The organism is Serratia sp. DFXYC6 (assembly GCF_057196085.1).
In genome coordinates, this window is sequence record NZ_JBXUNV010000003.1 from 176,803 (window position 1) to 193,801 (window position 16,999).

A 16,999-nucleotide genomic window follows, 5' to 3' on the forward strand; every position below is an offset into this window, starting at 1 on the left:
CTTGGGTTACGACAGCACCGAAGAAACCAGCAACTGGGTGTAGGGGTGGTGCGGATCGTCCAGCACCCGATCGGTCAGGCCGCTCTCCACCACTTCGCCCTGTTTCATCACCAGCAGGCGATGGGCCAGCAGCCGCGCCACGCCGAGATCGTGAGTGACGATCACCGCCGCCAGCTGCATCTCCACCACCAGGTTGCGCAGCAGATCGAGCAGGCGCGCCTGCACCGACACGTCCAGCCCGCCGGTCGGCTCGTCCATAAACACCAGCCTGGGGTGGGTGACCAGATTGCGGGCGATCTGCAGCCGCTGCTGCATGCCGCCGGAGAAGGTGGTCGGCAGATCGTCGAGGCGCGACAGCGGGATTTCGACGTCTTCCAGCCACTGGCCGGCCTGGCGGCGAATGTCGCCATAGTGGCGTTGGCCGATGGCCATCAGCCGCTCGCCGATGTTGCCGCCGGCGGAGACCTGCGGCCGCAGCCCGTCGAGCGGGTGCTGGTGCACCACGCCCCAGTCGGTGCGCAGCAGGCGGCGGCGATCGCTCTCCGCCATGGCGTACAGGTCGTGCTCCTGCTCCGCCTGCGGGCGGTAAAGGATCTGCCCGCGCTGCGGCGCCAGCCGCGCCGAGATTGACTTCAGCAGCGTGGTTTTGCCGGAGCCGGATTCGCCGACGATGCCCAGCACTTCACCGGGGTAGATGTCGAACGACACGTCGCTGAAGCCCTTGCCGGGGGCGTACAGGTGGGTGAGCCGGTTCACCGACAGCAGCGGAGTGGTGCTCAAAGGGGTGGAAGTCATCAGTGCTACGCCTCTTGCGAAGATTGCGCCAGCTGCTGCCGGCAGTAGTCGGTGTCCGAACAGACGAACATGCGGTTGCCCCGATCGTCGAGCACTACCTCGTCGAGATAGCTGTGGCGCGAGCCGCACAGCGCGCAGGGTTCGTCCCACTGCTGCACGCTGAACGGATGGTCGTCGAAGTCCAGGCTCTCCACCTTGGTGAACGGCGGCAGGGCATAGATGCGTTTCTCGCGCCCGGCGCCGAACAGCTGCAGCGCCGGCATCATGTGCATTTTCGGGTTGTCGAATTTCGGGATCGGCGACGGATCCATCACGTAGCGATCGTTGACCTTAACCGGGTAGGCGTAGGTGGTGGCGATATGGCCGTAGCGCGCGATGTCCTCATACAGCTTCACCTGCATCACGCCGTACTCCTCCAGCGCGTGCATTTTGCGGGTCTCGGTTTCGCGCGGTTCGATAAAGCGCAGCGGCTCCGGGATCGGCACCTGATAGATCAGGATCTGGTCTTCGCGCAGCGCGGTTTCCGGAATTCGGTGACGGGTCTGGATCAGCGTAGCCTCCGGCGTGCGCTCGGTGGTTTCCACCCCGGCGACGCGCTGGAAGAAGCGGCGGATCGACACCGCGTTGGTGGTATCGTCGGCGCCCTGGTCGATCACCTTCAGCACGTCGGCGCGGCCGATGACGCTGGCGGTGAGCTGAATGCCGCCGGTGCCCCAGCCGTAGGGCATCGGCATCTCGCGGCCGCCGAACGGCACCTGATAGCCGGGGATCGCCACCGCCTTCAAGATGGCGCGGCGGATCATGCGCTTGGTCTGCTCGTCCAGATAACCGAGGTTATAGCCGGTCAATACTTCACTCATCGCGGGCCTCCTGACGCTCGCTGTATTCCTGTCGCAGCCGCTTGAGCAGCTCCAGTTCGGCCTGGAAGTCGACGTAGTGCGGCAGCTTGAGATGGGAGACGAAGCCGGCGGCCTCGACGTTGTCGGCGTGGGCCAGCACGAACTCTTCGTCCTGCGCCGGGCCGGCGACGCCTTCGCCGTAGTCGGGGCTCTGCAACGCGCGGTCCACCAGCGCCATCGCCATCGCCTTGCGTTCGGCGCGGCCGAACACCAGCCCGTAACCGCGGGTGAAGTGCGGCGGATGGTCCTTGGGATCGACGAAGCCGTTGACCATTTCGCACTCGGTCAGCAGGATTTCGCCGATATCGATGGCGAAACCGAGCTCTTCAGGCACGATCTCCACCGAAACGTGGCCGGTGCGGATCTCGCCGGCGAACGGGTGGTTGCGGCCGTAGCCGCGCTGGGTGGCATAGCCGAGCGCCAGCAGAAAACCTTCGTCGCCGCGCACCAGCTGCTGCAGGCGCGCCGAGCGCGAGCAGGGGTAAACCGGCGGGTTGCGGGTGATGTCGTCCGGCGCGCTGCCGTCGTCCTGTTCCTCCCGCGCCAGCTGCTGGCGACACAACAGATCGAACACGTGGCTGCAGTTGTCCGGCAGCGGTTCGTCGGCCTGCGGCGCGCGCGGCGCTTCGCCTTCCGCCAGCAGCGCGAAGTCCAGCAGCCGGTGGGTGTAGTCGTAGGTCGGCCCCAGCACCTGCCCGCCGGGCAAGTCCTTGTAAACCGCCGAGATGCGCCGCTCCAGCCGCATGTTTTCGCTGGCCAGCGGCTCGCTGACCGCCAGGCGCGGCAGGGTGGTGCGATAGGCGCGCAGCAGGAAGATCGCCTCCACCAGATCGCCGCTGGCCTGTTTGATGGCCAGCGCCGCCAGCTCGCGATCGTAGATGCCGCCTTCGGTCATCACCCGATCCACCGCCAGCCCCAGCTGCTGTTCGATTTGTTCCGCGCCGAGCGCCGGCAGCGCCTCGTCGCCGCGCCGCAGCTGTTCCTGCAGCTGGTGGGCGGCCTCAATGGCTTTTTCGCCCCCTTTTACCGCTACGTACATCAGCACACCTCCACGCGGGTGGTCCGCGGGATCGCCAGCAGGCGATCGCCGCAGGTCAGCAAGATATCCAGCCCCAGCGGGAAGTGCTGCGGGCGGTTGACGAGATAATCCAGCAGCGCCGGCGGCAGGCGCGGCGCAATCAGGCGTTGGCTCTCGATGCCGGGGCCGGTCAGGCGCAGCGCGGCGCCGTTCTCCAGCTCGGCGAGCTGCACGATGACCGTGGCGCCGCATTCCGGCGAGATTTCAGTGCCGTGCGGCAACGCCTGCAGATCGGCGGCCTGAACGTGCTCATCGAACAGGGCAAAGCAGACCTCCTGCGCCGTGGCGGCCAGCGGCGCGCCGCTGTGAAAACGAATGTTTGTTAGCACTTGCTCACTTTTAAGCGCAGCGCACAGCTGCAGCGGCGTTTCCTGATCGGCCAGCGTCAGCAGCGCGGCGGTGCTGGCGGCGTTCAGCGGCGCCCAGGCCGGGCCGTTCGGCAGCGTCACCCGATGGCCCGGTTCGCTTAAGGCTTTAAGAATCAAACGGAAAGCGTACTGCGATTGGTCTATCGGTTGCTCAAAACCGGTCAATAAACTCATGGCTTAATCCCCTCGCACCAGCGTAAAGAAGTCCACCCGGCTGGCGGCGATCGCCCGGGCGCGCAGCTGGCGCTGTTCGTGCTGCAGCGCGGCCAGCGGCGCGATCAGCTGTTGTTGCAGGCGTTCGCCGTGCTCCGGCTGTTGCAGCAGCGCATCGGCCAGCGCGCACAGCTCGGCGTGCGCCTTGTCGCGCCCGGCGATGTAGCTGTAGCCGTAGCCGCCGTTGCCCAGCTGCACCACCGCGCGGGTGACCGTCATGTCCCCCAGCACGAAGCGGCGGCCGGTGGCGCCCATGCGCCCCTGCAGCTGGGCCAGGCCGATCTCCGGCGCGCGGATGCTGCGGTAACCCGGGCTGAGGTTCAGCGCCTGCCAGTGGCTGCGCAGTTGCTCGGGCCGGCTATGCGCCAGCACCGACATCCAGCGTTGTCTCGACTCTAAGGCGTGCATTCAGTGCTCCATCGTCAGTTCAATCATGTCGGCGCGGGCCAGGCTGACGGAGTATTCCGCCACGTCTTCGCCGCCGCTGCGGACGTTAAGGGTGCGCACGCACAGCAGCGGCGCGTGGGTGGCGATCTCCAGCAGCCGGCTCTCTTTAGCCTGCGCGCGGCGCGCGCTGATGCGCGTCTGGCGGCGGGCCAGCGGCTGCTGGAGGTGCTGTTCGATAAACTGGTGCAGCGAACCGCTGTGGAACTGCTGCAGCGCCGGCCACCAGTCCAGATCGGGCAGATAGTGGTCGATGACGCTCATCGGCACGCCGTTGACCCGGCGCAGGGTGCGCAGGTGGATCACCATTTCGCCTTCTTCACGCGAGAGCGCGCTGGCGACATGCCCATTGCACGGGCGCAAGACAGCGAGTAAGCGCTCACTGGTGGGGTGACTGCCCTGTTCGAACAGGTTCTGGCTGAAGCGGGTATTGGCATGCAGCGGGTAGTCGTAAGGCCGCATCAGCACCAGAATGCCGACGCCGTGGCGGCGCTGCAGCCAGCCGCGTTCTACCAGCTGATCCACCGCGCGGCGCAGGGTGTGGCGATTGACCTGATAACGCTCGGCCAGCTGCTGTTCCGAAGGCAGATAGTCGCCGCTGCGGTACTGCGTGCGCAGCTCCTGTTCCAGCTGTGCGGCGATCTGCTGATAGCGGGTGGGGTAAGTGGTCGGATGTCTAGATAACTCCATCATAATAAAAACCTCGTCATACCGATGGCGGTGCGATGAAGGCGAAAGCAGTGCGTTTCATCGGGCGTCTACCCTATGGTTTTCAAGTTGGCATCATGGTGCCGGGCGCAGATGACAATCGCGTTACGCGTCGGTGGCGAACAGATGAACTATTTTGGACAGCCCGGGCGTGCACGGGCGGCGGCGGCGCGCTATGCTGGCGCCACTGTTGACTCACTCTGGCCGCTACCATGCCGCAACCTCTGAACGCCCCTGAACACGCCCCACGCGCCTGGCCGCTGTGGAAACCGATCCTTTTTCTGCTGGTGGTGGCCGTCGGCCTCTACTACGTCAAATGGCAGCCTTACTACGGCAAGGCCTTCGTGGCGGCGGACAGCCACTCGATCGGCAAGTCGATCCTGGCCGACGGCGCCGCGAGCCCCTGGCTGGCGGCCTGGCAGTACGCGCTGGTCTACTTCACCGCGGTGTGGAAGGCGGCGCTGCTCGGGGTGCTGTTAGGCTCGCTGGTACAGGTGCTGATCCCGCGCGACTGGCTGGCGCGCACGCTCGGCCACCGGCGTTTTTCCGGCACCGTGCTGGGGGCGCTGATCGCGCTGCCGGGCATGATGTGCACCTGCTGCGCCGCACCGGTTGCCGCCGGCATGCGCCGCCAGTCGGTGTCCAGCGGCGCTGCGCTGGCCTTTTGGCTCGCCAACCCGGTACTGAACCCGGCGACGCTGGTGTTTATGGGGTTTGTGCTCGGTTGGCCGTTCGCCGCCATCCGCCTGGTGGCGGGCGTGGTGATGGTGCTGGGTATCGCCTGGCTGGTGCAGCGCGTGACCGCCAACGATCCGCAACCCGCCGCGCCGCAGCCGCCGCTGATGATGGCGCAGAGCGATGAGCAGCCGTTCCTCGCCCGCTGGGGCAAAGCGCTGTGGGCGCTGTTTTGGTCGACCATCCCGATCTACGTGTTGGCGGTGCTGGCGCTGGGGGCGGCGCGGGTCTGGCTGTTCCCGCACGCCGACGGCGCCGTCGACAATAGCCTGCTGTGGATCATCGCGCTGGCGATCGTCGGCTGCCTGTTCGTTATCCCCACCGCGGCTGAAATCCCGATCGTGCAGACCATGATGCTGGCGGGCATGGGCGCAGGCCCGGCGCTGGCGCTGCTGATGACCCTGCCGGCGGTCAGCCTGCCTTCGCTGCTGATGCTCAACAAGGCCTTCTCCGCCCGGGCGCTGTGCCTGACGGCGGCGCTGGTGGCGCTGTGCGGCGCACTGACCGGCGTGGTGGGGATGGGGTTGGTGTAACTGATTCGTGACTTGACGCTATCTCAAGGGAGGAGATGGAGATGGAACAACGGAATAAACCTGAAAGGGACGTACAGGCGATGTTGCTGGAGCAAGCGCTGCGTGAGAGGGTGGATGCCGCCTTTGAACGTTTAAGAAACGGCACCGCGGTTTACCTCAGCCATTCGGAGGCAGAAAAACGAATGGCTATATTTAAAGCGAAAATGCGGGAACGTTATCGGCGAGGGGGCTGAGGGGGATTCGTTCAGGGCAGGGCTGGCAGGTTCTACGGAAAGAGCAATATATTAGATGGTGGTCGGTTTGAGCGAGGCGCAGCTCTCAGCATGTCTACTCCACGGCATTTAAAATATCATAGAATTGATTAGCATTGTTAATTATTATCAAGGGTGGTTCATATTAACTACTCAAGCTGCAATTAGAGAGGTATCCCCATACCATCAGGTGTGGGGAGTTATAATTATTTTCTTCTATTTCTTAGTATAATCATAAATGTTAATGCGAAACCAAAAATCCCAACAAAACTAGAAATGATTTTAAGCAACAACTCTCTATTATTTAAGAGATCACTAAACAAACCACCTTGGAAAAAAGGATAAAGTACACCCATGAATCCAATTAAAATTCCATAAAGGATCATTACTCTATCTTTTAACGAGTAAAATTGTAGTTTTTTCTCGAGAGACCTGTTTCTGAAAGGTGATTGTCTTTTTGATTCAATAATACAAGATAAATCCATCTTGTTAGAAAGATTATTCCAGGATTTTATAAGTGCATCCAAGTATATTGTTGATTTCAAATCATCCCAGAAGTTACTTTGTCCAAATGTTTGCATGATATCCATATCGAAAGGGATGTTGCCAATGTGTGTTACAGAGTTGGTTGTATATTCCTTGTCTGATGTAGTCTTGTTAATTAACCTGAATATAGGGTTGCTTGTGTCATTCTGCATCTGATTGATCAGATTATCAGTCGTTATTTTTGAAATATTATCCTCTTCTTCTACACAGATGGTAATATCGCTGCATCGGTGTGAGGCTGATATTAATTCATCATATCCTGCGCGGCTATCGAAGAAAATAAAATCATATGATTTTTCATTTTTTATTGCACGCAATAACCCTTGAATGTAGTTTAGTGCATCATTTTTTGTATCTGGCATCAAATCAGAGAATTGGAGTAACTCATCCACTCTACTTACTGATGGAATTACATCGAAAGATCTGTATCGAGCGATTGCGAATTTTTTTCTACGACCTTCGAATAAACAAGGCTCACCTTTATTTATAAAAAAGTCTGCAACAGACATCTCCCATGGCTCACACAATTTTATTTTTTCATTTTTATGATAGTAAAGAAGCGAGGTTAGCCCTCTGACAAATACATCTAGGTCTATAACTAATACATTGTAACCTGCGTTACCTAGTGTTTCAGCAAGAACTGCGGTGAGTAACGTTTTACCTGTCCCGCCTTTCCCGCTTACAATGTTTATCACTTTCATACAACGTCCTTAAAACATGTGAAGGCTGCCATGATTATAAATTGAATGAAGAATGAAAATAAAACAGTCGTATATATTATATTTAGATAGTCGTCATATGAAACGATGAAGGTACCATATCTTAAGTAATAGACTGGAACGCTTATGAATGCCAGCCAGATAATCCCTAAAGATACCTTCCCCCAAAATTTGCTAACGAGGTCTTTTGCGGATTTCTTTTTTATAAAGAATGCAAAAATAATAAACACCCATAATTGTCCAGAGAAGTAAGCTGCACAGAATGCCCCTAGAACTTTGGGCGTTGCGATAAGGTAGGTGACTATTTCATCCCATAGTTTGTCAGTTTTTAACTCCACATTATCCTCAGTTTTTTTGTAGAGATTCAGTAATTAGTATTGTTCACATCAATGTGCGCAGATCATTGCACATACTAATACTACCAAAAAAAAGTATGAAAGGGAGTCCATCTGTATGTTTTTAGTGAAAGTAGCTGGTATGTACTTTGTTGTGTAAAGTATAGGACTCATCAAAGATTAATGATGCAATTAAAATGCACTGACCAGCTCCAATGGATTGTAAGCAACGTCTGCTCTTGGTTGGCCCAGAAGCACCCGTAAGATTGGTTCTATGCTGCAACTGCGACAAGTCCTTAAGCTAGGGGGAATACATGTTGAAACGTGTGTTGCTGGCTCAACGCAACCGATGCACCACCTGGTTGCTGCTGCCGCGCCAGATCAGCGCCGGGTCTTTCAAATCCTGCACGAACTTGCCATCGATCAGCACGTTGATCCTGTCCACCACCTGCATTTGCTGTGCGTCCAGCTCCGCCAGCCGGTAGCCGGTCCACAGCCAGATATCCTTGCCGGGGCACTCGGCGCGCACCCGTTTCACCAGTTGCAAGATACTCGGCACGTTGGCCGGGTGCAGCGGATCGCCGCCGGAGAGCGACAGCCCCTGGCGCGGCACGCGCGTATCGTTCAGATCGGCGATGATGCGGTCTTCCAGCGCCGGGGTAAACGGCTGGCCGGAGTTGAGCCGCCAGGTGCTTTTGTTGTAGCAACCGGGGCACTGGTGCACGCAGCCGGCGACAAACAGTGTGCAGCGGGTGCCGGGGCCGTTGACCACGTCGATTGGGTAATACTGGTGATAATTCATGTGAGGCCTGCCCATCAGGCTATTTTACTGGCCATCTTGCCTCCGGGCAGTGCTGCCAATCCTCACGTACTGCGTGTACGCTGCGGTTGGTGCGCGCTGGCCGAAGGCAAACTGGCTCGACAATCACGCCTGATGAACAGGCTTCTGCATAGGCTGCGCGGCGCTTTTCAGCCGAGCTGCCCATTACCGAGGTGTTTCACCCGGCGTTTCACCTCTTCCTGCTTACCGGCGTTGAACGGCCGGGCATCGGGGCTGCCGAGATAGCCGCACACCCGGCGGGTGACCGAGACCTTGGCCGAGTCGTGGTTGCCGCATTTCGGGCAGGTGAAGCCTTTGCTGGTGCAGGAGAATTCACCGGTGAAGCCGCATTCGTAGCACTCGTCGATCGGCGTGTTGGTGCCGTAGTAAGGCACCCGGGTGTAGCTGTAGTCCCATACGTCTTCCAGCGCCTTCAGGTTGTGCTGCAGGTTCGGGTATTCGCCGTAGCAGATGAAGCCGCCGCTGGCCAACGGCGGGTAGGGCGCTTCGAAGTCCAGCTTGTCGTAGGGATTGACCTTCTTCTCCACGTCGAGGTGGAAGCTGTTGGTGTAATAGCCCTTGTCGGTGACGCCCGGCACCACGCCGAAATCGGCGGTGTCCAGCCGGCAGAAGCGATCGCACAGGTTTTCGCTCGGCGTGCTGTAGAGGCTGAAGCCGTAGCCGGTCTCGTCTTTCCAGGCGTCGACGGCGGCGCGCAGCCGCGCGACGATCGCCACCGCTTTGGCGCGCAGCGCTTCGTCGTCATACACGTGGTTTTTGCCGCCGAACAGCGCGTTGATGGTCTCGTGCAGGCCGATGTAGCCCAGCGAAATCGAGGCGCGGCCGTGCTTGAAGATATCGGCGATATTGTCGTCGGCCTTGAGCCGCACGCCGCAGGCGCCTTCCATGTACAAGATTGGCGCCACCCGCGCCTTGATGCCTTCCAGCCGGGCGATGCGCGTCATCAGCGCCTTTTTCGCCAGCTGCAGGCGCTGATCCAGCAGCGCCCAGAAGCGCGACTCATCGCCCATCGCTTCCAGCGCGATGCGCGGCAGGTTGAGGCTGATGACGCCGATGTTGTTGCGGCCGTCGTGCACCAGCTCGCCATCCTGCTCGTAGGTGCCGAGGAAGCTGCGGCAGCCCATCGGCGTTTTGAACGAGCCGGTGACCTTCACCACCTGATCGTAGTTGAGGATGTCCGGGTACATGCGCTTGCTGGCGCACTCCAGCGCCAGCTGCTTGATGTCGTAGTTCGGATCGCCGTACTGGTGGTTGAGGCCGTCGCGGATGGCGAACACCAGTTTGGGGAACACGGCGGTCTTGCGGTTTTTGCCCAGCCCGGCGATGCGGTTTTTCAGGATCGAGCGCTGGATCAGGCGCGACTCCCAGCTGGTGCCGAGGCCGAAGCCGAAGGTGACGAACGGCGTCTGGCCGTTGGCGGTGTGCAGGGTGTTGACTTCGTACTCCAGCGACTGGAAGGCGTCGTAACACTCTTTCTCGGTGCGCGCCATGGCATAGCCTTTGGCGTCCGGGATCTGCCACTCTTCCGCCACCTGTAGGTGTTTACGGAAGCTCTCGTCGACGAACGGCGCCAGAATTTCATCGATGCGGTTGATGGTGGTGCCGCCATAAATATGGCTGGCGACCTGGGCGATGATCTGCGCGGTCACGGCGGTGGCGGTGGAGATCGACTTCGGCGGCTCGATTTCGGCGTTGCCCATCTTGAAGCCGTTGGTCAGCATGCCTTTCAGATCGATCAGCATGCAGTTGAACATCGGGAAGAACGGCGAGTAGTCGAGATCGTGGTAGTGAATTTCGCCGCGTTCATGGGCCAGCACCACGTCGCGCGGCAGGATGTGCTGCTTGGCGTAGTGTTTGGCGACGATGCCCGCCAGCAGGTCGCGCTGGGTGGGGATCACCTTGCTGTCCTTGTTGGCGTTCTCGTTCAGCAGCGCGCGGTTGCTTTGCTCGACCAGGCCGCGAATCTCCTGATTCAGGCGGCCGCGCAGCTCGCGCGCCACGTCGCGATCGTGGCGGTATTCGATATAGGCGCGCGCCAGCTGTTTGTACTCGCCGGCCATCAGCTGGTTTTCCACCGCCTGCTGGATCTCGTGGATATCGACGCGCGGCTGCTGCTCCATGCGCTGAGCGACCACGCGGGCGACGGTGGCGCAGTAGTCGGCGTCGACCACGCCCACCGCCAGCGCGGCGCGCTCGATGGCCTGCGCAATGCGCGCTTCGTCAAAAGGTACCTGGCAACCGTCCCGCTTAATCACTACTGGTTTCACGTTGTACTCCTTGTTCCCCGAGGGAGCGTTCATACCCGCCAGGCGTGGCGAGCAACCGTCAAATTTCGCTTATCCACAGGGCAAAGCCGCAGCGCGCAAGGGCTGTGGCGACGTGTGGATGATTTTGTGGATAACTACTATATATAGGTGTTCGCAATTCTTAATGCACTATATATAGATATTGGCGCGATTCTTTTGATGTAGAACAAGGAAAACGGAAGAGCGTGTGCAAGCTGAACAGTCGTCAATCGCCCGTTGGCCGATCGCGAAAATGTTCCAGCAGAAAATCGACCCAGACGCGCACCCGCGGCGGCAGATCCGCCGAGGCGTAATAAAGCCACAGCTGCACCGGGCGCGGCCAGCATTGCGCCAGCACCGGCCGCAGCGTGCCTTGTTCGAAGTGCTTTTCAACGTACCAGCGCGCCAGGTTGACGATACCGAGCCCGGCCAGCGCCGCATCCAGCAACATCTCCGGCCGGCTGACCACCAGCCGGCCGTTCAGATCCAGCGCCAGCGTTTCGCCCTGATGGCGCAGCTGCCATTTGACGTGGCGGCCGTTGCCCGGGTTGCGGTGCAGCAGGCAGTCGTGGCGCAGCAGATCGTGCGGCGTTTGCGGCTCACCGCGCCGCGCCAGATAGTCGGGCGAGGCCGCCAGCACCATATGCATCGGGTAGAGCGGGCGGGCCACCAGCCGGCTGTCGGGATCGACCCGGCTGCCGATGCCGACGTCGAAGCCTTCGCCCACCAGGTTCACCACCCGGGCGTCCAGCGACAGATCGAGATCGATCTGCGGATAGCGCGCCAGAAATTGCGGGATCAACGGCATCAGCATCTGGCGGCCGAAGCCGGGGATCATGCTGACGCGCACCACCCCGGCCGGCGCCTGCCGTTCGCCGCCGGCGCTCTCCAGCGTGGCCGCCAGCGCCTGCCACAGCGGCGCCACCTGCGCCAGCAGCGCCTTACCCTCGTCGGTCAGCAGCACGTTGTGGGTGTTGCGCTGAAACAGCCGCAGCGCCAGCTTCTCTTCCAGCGCACGGATGTTTTTGCTGACCGCCGCCGGCGTGACGCCCAGCTGGCGAGCAGCGGCGGAGAAATTTTGCGCCTGCGCGGCGGCGAGGAAGGCCGGCAGCAGGCGGTGCACGTCAAAGGGCAGCGACATAGTGGTTGATACTTTTGGTTGAAATTGAAGTGACCTTTAACAGCCTACACCCGAAGCGGCGGAAATGGAAAAATGCCCTCATCTTCTTATGACCGAGGAATCGTTATGTCGCGCATTTTAGTGTTAACCGCCCACCGCACCCCCGACGAGTCGCGCATCAACAAAGCGCTGATCGAGGCCGTACGCCCGCTGCCTAACGTGACCGTTCACGAACTGATCCGCGCGTACCCGGATTACCGCATCGACGTGGCGCGCGAACAGGCGCTGCTGCAGAGCCATGATGCGGTAGTGATGTTGTTCCCGTTTTATTGGTACAGCTCGCCGGCGATCCTCAGCGAATGGCAGGATGCGGTATTAACCTACGGTTTCGCCTACGGCAGCGAAGGCACCCAACTGTACGGCAAGCCGCTGCAGCTGGTGGTGAGCACTGGCGGCAACGCGCAGGCCTATACGGCGGAAGGGTACAACCGTTATCCGGTGCAGGATCTGCTGCTGCCGTTCCACGCCATGGCCAACCTGACCGGCATGGATTATCTGCCGCCGCATCTGGTGCAGGGTGTGTTCGACATGAGCGATGAACGCCTGGCGCAAGAGGCCGCCGGCGTGGCGGCGCTGCTGGGGAAATGGTAGGGCGCAGCGTTCGCCGCGCCCTGCGGGGTTAGTCTTCGAGCAGCCACCACACCGCTTCGAACGGCCGCAGCGTCAGCGCCTGCGGCTGGTCTGCCGAGTCGCTGTAGTTGCTCATCAGCGGGCGCCACTGGGCGGAAGGCTCCACGCCCGCCGCCGCCCAGGCCTGCGGCTCGCGGCTCAGGTTGGCCGCCACCAGCAGGCGCTGGCCGTTCCAGCTGCGCTGATAGCACCACAGCGCCGGGTGTTCCGGCGCCAGATCCTGATAGTCGCCGTGGGTCAGCAGCGGGTACTGCTTGCGCAGGGTGATCAGCTGGCGATAGGCGTAAAACACCGAGTCGAGATCGGCCAGCGCCGCGTCGGCGTTGAGCTGCGGGTAGTTCTCGGCACAGCCGATCCACGGCGTGCCGGTGGTGAAACCGGCGTGTGGCGCGGCGCTCCACTGCATCGGCGTGCGGCCGTTGTCGCGTGATTTGTCGGCCAGGATCGCCAGCAGTTCGGCATCGCTGCGGCCCTGGGCGCGCAGTTCGGCGTACATGTTCAGGCTTTCCACGTCGCGATACTGTTCAATGGCGCGGAAGCCGGGGTTGGTCATGCCGATCTCTTCACCCTGGTAGATATAAGGCGTGCCCTGCATGCCGTGCAGCACCATCGCCAGCATTTTGGCGGCCGGCAGCCGCAGTGCGCCTTCATCGCCGAAGCGCGACACGATGCGCGGCTGATCGTGGTTGCACCAGAACAGCGCGTTCCAGGCGCGGTTGTGCATTCCTTGCTGCCAGTGGCGGAAGATCTGCTTCAGCTCCACATAATCCGGCGCCGCCCGCGTCCATTTTTCGCCGCCGGCGTAGTCCACCTTCAGATGGTGGAAGTTGAAGGTCATCGACAGCTCTTCGCCGCTCTGCGCCGCGTATTGCTGGCAATGCTCGAGCGTGGTGGAGGACATCTCGCCCACCGTCATCAGGCCGCGCGGCTGAAACACCTCGCGGCTCATCTCCTGCAGGAACTCGTGGATGCGCGGGCCGTCGGTGTAGAAGCGGCGGCCGTCGCCCTGGCTGTCGGACGGGAAGTCCTGCTGCTTGGACACCAGGTTGATCACGTCGAGGCGCAGGCCGTCGACGCCTTTGTCCGCCCAGAACTGGCACACTTTCTTCAGCTCTTCGCGCACCGGCGGGTGTTCCCAGTTGAGATCCGCCTGCTCGGCGGCGAACAGGTGCAGGTAGTACTGGCCGCTGTCGGCGTGCCACTGCCAGGCGTTGCCGCCGAACTTGGAACGCCAGTTGTTCGGCGGCGTATCGCCTTCGCCGTCGCGCCAGACATAGAACTGGCGATACGGGCTGTGGCGATCCTGTGCGGCCTTGAACCACGGGTGCTCGGTCGACGTGTGGTTGAACACCATGTCCATCACGATGCGAATGCCGCGCTGGTGGGCGGCGGTGACCAACTGCTCGAAGTCCGCCATCGTGCCGTAAGCCGGATCGATGGCGCAGTAGTCCGCCACGTCATACCCGTTGTCCACCTGCGGCGATACGTAGACCGGCGTCAGCCAGATGGCGTCGACGCCCAGTTCCTGCAGATAGTCTAGCCGCCGGGTCACCCCGGCCAAATCGCCGTAGCCGTTGCCGGTGCTGTCCTGAAAACTCTTCGGATAAATTTGGTAGATGACGCCGTTCTGCCACCAGGGGGTTGGGTTGCTCATAGTTCAATACCTTTGAATCGTGACAACGAGCCTGCGCGAGCAGGCTCCTACATTCATATTGCGTGAATCAAACCGGCAGCTCGCCGCGCGCGGCCTTGCGTTTGTAGACCATGATGGTCAGCACCAGCGGGATGACGATCGCCACCAGAATCGCCAGCGAGTAAATCAGCCAGAACTGCGGCTTGATAGACAGAATGCCCGGCAGACCGCCGACGCCGATGCCGTTGGCCATCACGCCGTCCAGCCCGCAGATAAGGCCGGCGATCGCGGAGCCGATCATCGCGCACAGCATCGGGAAGCGGTATTTGAGGTTGATGCCGTACATCGCCGGTTCGGTCACGCCGAGGTAGGCGGAGATCGCCGCCGGCACCGAGATTTCACGCTCGTTGGCCTTGCGGCTGATGATGATGATGCCGAGCACCGCCGAGGCCTGCGCGATGTTGGACAGCGCAATCAGCGGCCATACCGGGGTGCCGCCCATGCTCTGGATCATCTGCATGTCGATAGCCAGCGTGGTCTGGTGCACACCGGTGATCACCAGCGGCGCATACAGGAAGCCGAACAGCGCGGCGCCCACCGGCGCGAAGCTGCCGGTCATCACCGCTTTCACCGCCCAGGCGACGCCGTCGCCGATCATGCGGCCGAACGGCCCGATCAGCGCGTGCGCCAGGAACACCGCCAGCAGCAGCGAGACCACCGGCACCACCACCAGATAGAGATAGTCGGGAACGATCTTTTTCAGCCGGGTCTCGATCCAGCCCAGCGCCATCCCTGCCAGGATCGACGGGATTACCTGCGCCTGATAGCCGACTTTCTGGATCACGAACCAGCCGAAGTTCCACACTTCCGGCGTTTGCTGGCCGAGCAGGTAGGAGTTCATCAGCTGCGGCGACACCAGGGTGACGCCCAGCACGATGCCGAGCACCGGGGTGCCGCCCATCTTTTTCACCGTCGACCAACAGATGGCCACCGGCAGGAACATGAAGATCGCTTCGCCCAGCAGCCACAGGAAGTCGTAAACGGTTTTCCACGCCGGGTGCATCTGCGCCAGCGTTTGGCCGCCGGACATCGGGATGTCGCCGATCACGTTGCGGAAACCTAGGATCAGACCGCCGCTGATCAGCGCCGGCAGCAGCGGGAAGAAGATCTCGGCGAAGTGGGAGATGGTGCGCTCGGTCCAGGTCATGTTCTGGCGCGCCGCCACCTTGGCCTGTTCTTTGTCGGCCTCGTTGACGCCGGTGCTGGCGATCAGCGCCTGATAGTAGTCGCCGACGTCGGTGCCGATCACCACCTGGAACTGCCCGGCGTTGGTGAAGCAGCCTTTGACCATCGGCAGCTCTTCGATCTCTTTCGGTTTCGCCTTATTGGGATCGTTGAGGACGAAACGCAGCCGGGTAATGCAATGGCTGACGGTGGCGATGTTCTCGCGGCCGCCGACCAAAACAATCAGGCGATCAATATCCTGCTGTTTTACTTTGCTCATTATGGGATACCTGCAGAGGTGTTGACTGAGTAATGATCAAAGCTTAGCCACTCGGCTTTTTGAATGAAATGGGAACGTTCCCGGTTTGGGGCGAGGATCACAAAATGACAAAAAATGGTCAATTTCTAATCAGGGAGTCAGGAAAGTTTGCTGGGCACCACCAGGCGGCGGATCCCCTGTTCGCCGCTGAGCTGCGCCAGCAGCTGCTGCGCGGCCAGCAGGCCGGCGCTGCCGTAGCCGAACTCCACCGACAGAGTGTCGGGGAACAGGAAGCTGAGCAGCGGGGTGTTGCCGATGGCGCACACCTGAATGGCGCGCGCCGGCTGCTGCTGCAGGTACTTGATCGCGCCGAGGGCGATGCTGTCGGAGGCGCAGATCAGCGCGCTGGTGTGCGCATCGATCACTTCGGCGGCGTGCTGGAAACCGCTCTGGTAACTCAGCTCGCCCAGCGTGGCGCGCGGCGTGAGCGTGAGGCGTTCACAGGCGTCGAGATAGGCCTGGTAGCGGCGCTGGCCGGTGGTGGCGTCGCTGAGCTGCACCCCCAGATAGCCGATATGCCGATGCCCCTGCCGGTACAGACGATCCATCAACAGGTTCACCGCGCCGGCGTCGTCGTAGCAGACGGACGAGAAGCCGTCGTATTCGCGCACCATCACCACCATTTTTTCCTGCCACGGCTTGAGCATCGCCGCGGTCAGACCGGTGAAGCCGAACAGGATCACCCCGTCGACGTTGCGCTGGCGCAGTACGTGCAGGTGCTCCTGCACCAGGCGGGTTTCGAACTGGCTCTCCATCACGATCGGGTCGAAGCCCTGTTGGTACAGCAGCGGCAGCATGGTGCGCACCGCCTGGTTCTCCGACGGCGAATCGAGACGGGAAACGATGATACCCACCACTTTGTCGCTTTGGCCGCGCATGGCGCGCGCCGACTTGGAGGGGGTAAACCCTTGCTGACGGATCACCGCTTCCACCCGTTCGCGGGTCTGCGGGCTCACGCTGCCTTCATTGTTCAACACGCGTGAGACGGTGGATTTGCCTACGCCGCTCAGGCGCGCGATGTCCTTGATGGTCAGCCGGTTTTGCATGGTTTACTTTTCGTTGAGGTGGACAGGCGTAACATAATGGCCTGTAAAACAATGCCCGTCAGCATAGCTCATTTTCCGACGCGGATCTTGATGCAAAACGGGATTGTTGCACTGCGCTGAACGGCCGCTCCTGCCGCTCTGTTTTTCCCTTTACCGGAGGTTATACCCCATATGGACCCCGACCCGACTGCTTTAGACACTCACTCGGTTCTCCGGT

Annotated in this window: 16 protein-coding genes; 3 read left to right on the plus strand and 13 right to left on the minus strand. The window is 60.9% G+C overall.

Annotated elements, in window-relative coordinates:
* Positions 1-6 precede the first annotated feature (6 nt).
* The 6 genes from phnK to phnF are packed head-to-tail and all read right to left on the minus strand — an operon-like array spanning position 7 to position 4,490.
* Positions 7-795 carry a phosphonate C-P lyase system protein PhnK gene (gene phnK / locus AC2CGQ_RS17165; protein ID WP_021504232.1) on the minus strand — a complete coding sequence of 263 codons (789 nt, stop codon included), beginning with the start codon at positions 793-795 and terminating at the stop codon, positions 7-9.
* A gap of 5 nt (positions 796-800) precedes the next feature.
* Complete coding sequence (locus tag AC2CGQ_RS17170; RefSeq protein ID WP_484593776.1) at positions 801-1,655, minus strand: alpha-D-ribose 1-methylphosphonate 5-phosphate C-P-lyase PhnJ; 855 nt, start codon at positions 1,653-1,655, stop codon at positions 801-803.
* A complete protein-coding gene (locus tag AC2CGQ_RS17175) occupies positions 1,648-2,733 on the minus strand; it encodes a carbon-phosphorus lyase complex subunit (protein ID WP_033631643.1) in 1,086 nt (361 codons plus the stop codon). The genes AC2CGQ_RS17170 and AC2CGQ_RS17175 overlap by 8 nt, the downstream gene beginning before the upstream one ends.
* Positions 2,733-3,314, minus strand: coding sequence for a phosphonate C-P lyase system protein PhnH (gene phnH / locus AC2CGQ_RS17180; RefSeq protein WP_048325884.1), 582 nt, complete (start codon positions 3,312-3,314; stop codon positions 2,733-2,735). The genes AC2CGQ_RS17175 and phnH overlap by 1 nt, the downstream gene beginning before the upstream one ends.
* 3 nt (positions 3,315-3,317) lie before the next feature.
* On the minus strand, positions 3,318-3,761 hold the full coding sequence (phnG, locus tag AC2CGQ_RS17185; RefSeq protein WP_484593777.1) for a phosphonate C-P lyase system protein PhnG: 444 nt from the start codon (positions 3,759-3,761) through the stop codon (positions 3,318-3,320).
* Entirely contained in the window at positions 3,762-4,490 is a 729-nt protein-coding gene (gene phnF, locus AC2CGQ_RS17190; RefSeq protein ID WP_484593778.1) for a phosphonate metabolism transcriptional regulator PhnF, read from the minus strand.
* A gap of 227 nt (positions 4,491-4,717) precedes the next feature.
* Here phnF and AC2CGQ_RS17195 point away from each other — a divergent pair, with 227 nt between their 5' ends.
* Together AC2CGQ_RS17195 and AC2CGQ_RS17200 are read left to right on the plus strand one after the other, a co-directional pair.
* Positions 4,718-5,773: a permease gene (locus AC2CGQ_RS17195; RefSeq protein WP_085337518.1), complete on the plus strand. Its 1,056-nt coding sequence runs from the start codon at positions 4,718-4,720 to the stop codon at positions 5,771-5,773.
* Between the two features lie 41 nt (positions 5,774-5,814).
* Positions 5,815-6,006, plus strand: coding sequence for a hypothetical protein (locus AC2CGQ_RS17200; protein WP_197809528.1), 192 nt, complete (start codon positions 5,815-5,817; stop codon positions 6,004-6,006).
* Between the two features lie 224 nt (positions 6,007-6,230).
* On the opposite strand, the gene AC2CGQ_RS17205 is transcribed toward AC2CGQ_RS17200, so the two are convergent.
* The 4 genes from AC2CGQ_RS17205 to AC2CGQ_RS17220 all read right to left on the minus strand — a co-directional run bounded on the left by AC2CGQ_RS17205 (position 6,231) and on the right by AC2CGQ_RS17220 (position 11,891).
* Positions 6,231-7,271, minus strand: a complete 1,041-nt coding sequence (locus AC2CGQ_RS17205) for a ParA family protein (protein WP_197809526.1) — start codon at positions 7,269-7,271, stop codon at positions 6,231-6,233.
* Positions 7,272-7,961: 690 nt separating this feature from the next.
* On the minus strand, positions 7,962-8,426 hold the full coding sequence (gene nrdG, locus AC2CGQ_RS17210; RefSeq protein WP_041037638.1) for an anaerobic ribonucleoside-triphosphate reductase-activating protein: 465 nt from the start codon (positions 8,424-8,426) through the stop codon (positions 7,962-7,964).
* A gap of 167 nt (positions 8,427-8,593) precedes the next feature.
* Positions 8,594-10,732, minus strand: a complete 2,139-nt coding sequence (gene nrdD, locus AC2CGQ_RS17215; protein ID WP_033631650.1) for an anaerobic ribonucleoside-triphosphate reductase — start codon at positions 10,730-10,732, stop codon at positions 8,594-8,596.
* Between the two features lie 244 nt (positions 10,733-10,976).
* On the minus strand, positions 10,977-11,891 hold the full coding sequence (locus tag AC2CGQ_RS17220; RefSeq protein WP_171453233.1) for a LysR family transcriptional regulator: 915 nt from the start codon (positions 11,889-11,891) through the stop codon (positions 10,977-10,979).
* 105 nt (positions 11,892-11,996) lie between these two features.
* Between AC2CGQ_RS17220 and AC2CGQ_RS17225 the strand changes: the two genes are divergently transcribed.
* Positions 11,997-12,521 (plus strand): NAD(P)H-dependent oxidoreductase, encoded by a 525-nt coding sequence (locus tag AC2CGQ_RS17225; RefSeq protein ID WP_350984655.1) that lies wholly within the window; start codon positions 11,997-11,999, stop codon positions 12,519-12,521.
* Between the two features lie 28 nt (positions 12,522-12,549).
* Here AC2CGQ_RS17225 and treC read toward each other — a convergent pair whose 3' ends face one another.
* The 3 genes from treC to treR form a co-directional block, all read right to left on the minus strand.
* Positions 12,550-14,214, minus strand: coding sequence for an alpha,alpha-phosphotrehalase (gene treC, locus AC2CGQ_RS17230; RefSeq protein ID WP_075685161.1), 1,665 nt, complete (start codon positions 14,212-14,214; stop codon positions 12,550-12,552).
* A gap of 67 nt (positions 14,215-14,281) precedes the next feature.
* A complete protein-coding gene (treB, locus tag AC2CGQ_RS17235) occupies positions 14,282-15,697 on the minus strand; it encodes a PTS trehalose transporter subunit IIBC (RefSeq protein WP_033631654.1) in 1,416 nt (471 codons plus the stop codon).
* Between the two features lie 137 nt (positions 15,698-15,834).
* Positions 15,835-16,782, minus strand: a complete 948-nt coding sequence (gene treR / locus AC2CGQ_RS17240) for a trehalose operon repressor TreR (protein WP_015376450.1) — start codon at positions 16,780-16,782, stop codon at positions 15,835-15,837.
* Between the last annotated feature and the right edge of the window lie 217 nt (positions 16,783-16,999).

Bases quoted from the DNA above. Each gene is read 5' to 3' on its own strand.
- treB (WP_033631654.1), bottom strand. From the start codon at position 15,697: ATGAGCAAAGTAAAACAGCAGGATATTGATCGCCTGATTGTTTTGGTC.
- AC2CGQ_RS17175 (WP_033631643.1), bottom strand. From the start codon at position 2,733: ATGTACGTAGCGGTAAAAGGGGGCGAAAAAGCCATTGAGGCCGCCCAC.
- AC2CGQ_RS17205 (WP_197809526.1), bottom strand. From the start codon at position 7,271: ATGAAAGTGATAAACATTGTAAGCGGGAAAGGCGGGACAGGTAAAACG.
- AC2CGQ_RS17200 (WP_197809528.1), top strand. From the start codon at position 5,815: ATGGAACAACGGAATAAACCTGAAAGGGACGTACAGGCGATGTTGCTG.
- treR (WP_015376450.1), bottom strand. From the start codon at position 16,782: ATGCAAAACCGGCTGACCATCAAGGACATCGCGCGCCTGAGCGGCGTA.
- nrdG (WP_041037638.1), bottom strand. From the start codon at position 8,426: ATGAATTATCACCAGTATTACCCAATCGACGTGGTCAACGGCCCCGGC.
- treC (WP_075685161.1), bottom strand. From the start codon at position 14,214: ATGAGCAACCCAACCCCCTGGTGGCAGAACGGCGTCATCTACCAAATT.
- AC2CGQ_RS17225 (WP_350984655.1), top strand. From the start codon at position 11,997: ATGTCGCGCATTTTAGTGTTAACCGCCCACCGCACCCCCGACGAGTCG.
- phnH (WP_048325884.1), bottom strand. From the start codon at position 3,314: ATGAGTTTATTGACCGGTTTTGAGCAACCGATAGACCAATCGCAGTAC.
- AC2CGQ_RS17220 (WP_171453233.1), bottom strand. From the start codon at position 11,891: ATGTCGCTGCCCTTTGACGTGCACCGCCTGCTGCCGGCCTTCCTCGCC.
- AC2CGQ_RS17195 (WP_085337518.1), top strand. From the start codon at position 4,718: ATGCCGCAACCTCTGAACGCCCCTGAACACGCCCCACGCGCCTGGCCG.
- AC2CGQ_RS17170 (WP_484593776.1), bottom strand. From the start codon at position 1,655: ATGAGTGAAGTATTGACCGGCTATAACCTCGGTTATCTGGACGAGCAG.
- phnG (WP_484593777.1), bottom strand. From the start codon at position 3,761: ATGCACGCCTTAGAGTCGAGACAACGCTGGATGTCGGTGCTGGCGCAT.
- phnK (WP_021504232.1), bottom strand. From the start codon at position 795: ATGACTTCCACCCCTTTGAGCACCACTCCGCTGCTGTCGGTGAACCGG.
- phnF (WP_484593778.1), bottom strand. From the start codon at position 4,490: ATGATGGAGTTATCTAGACATCCGACCACTTACCCCACCCGCTATCAG.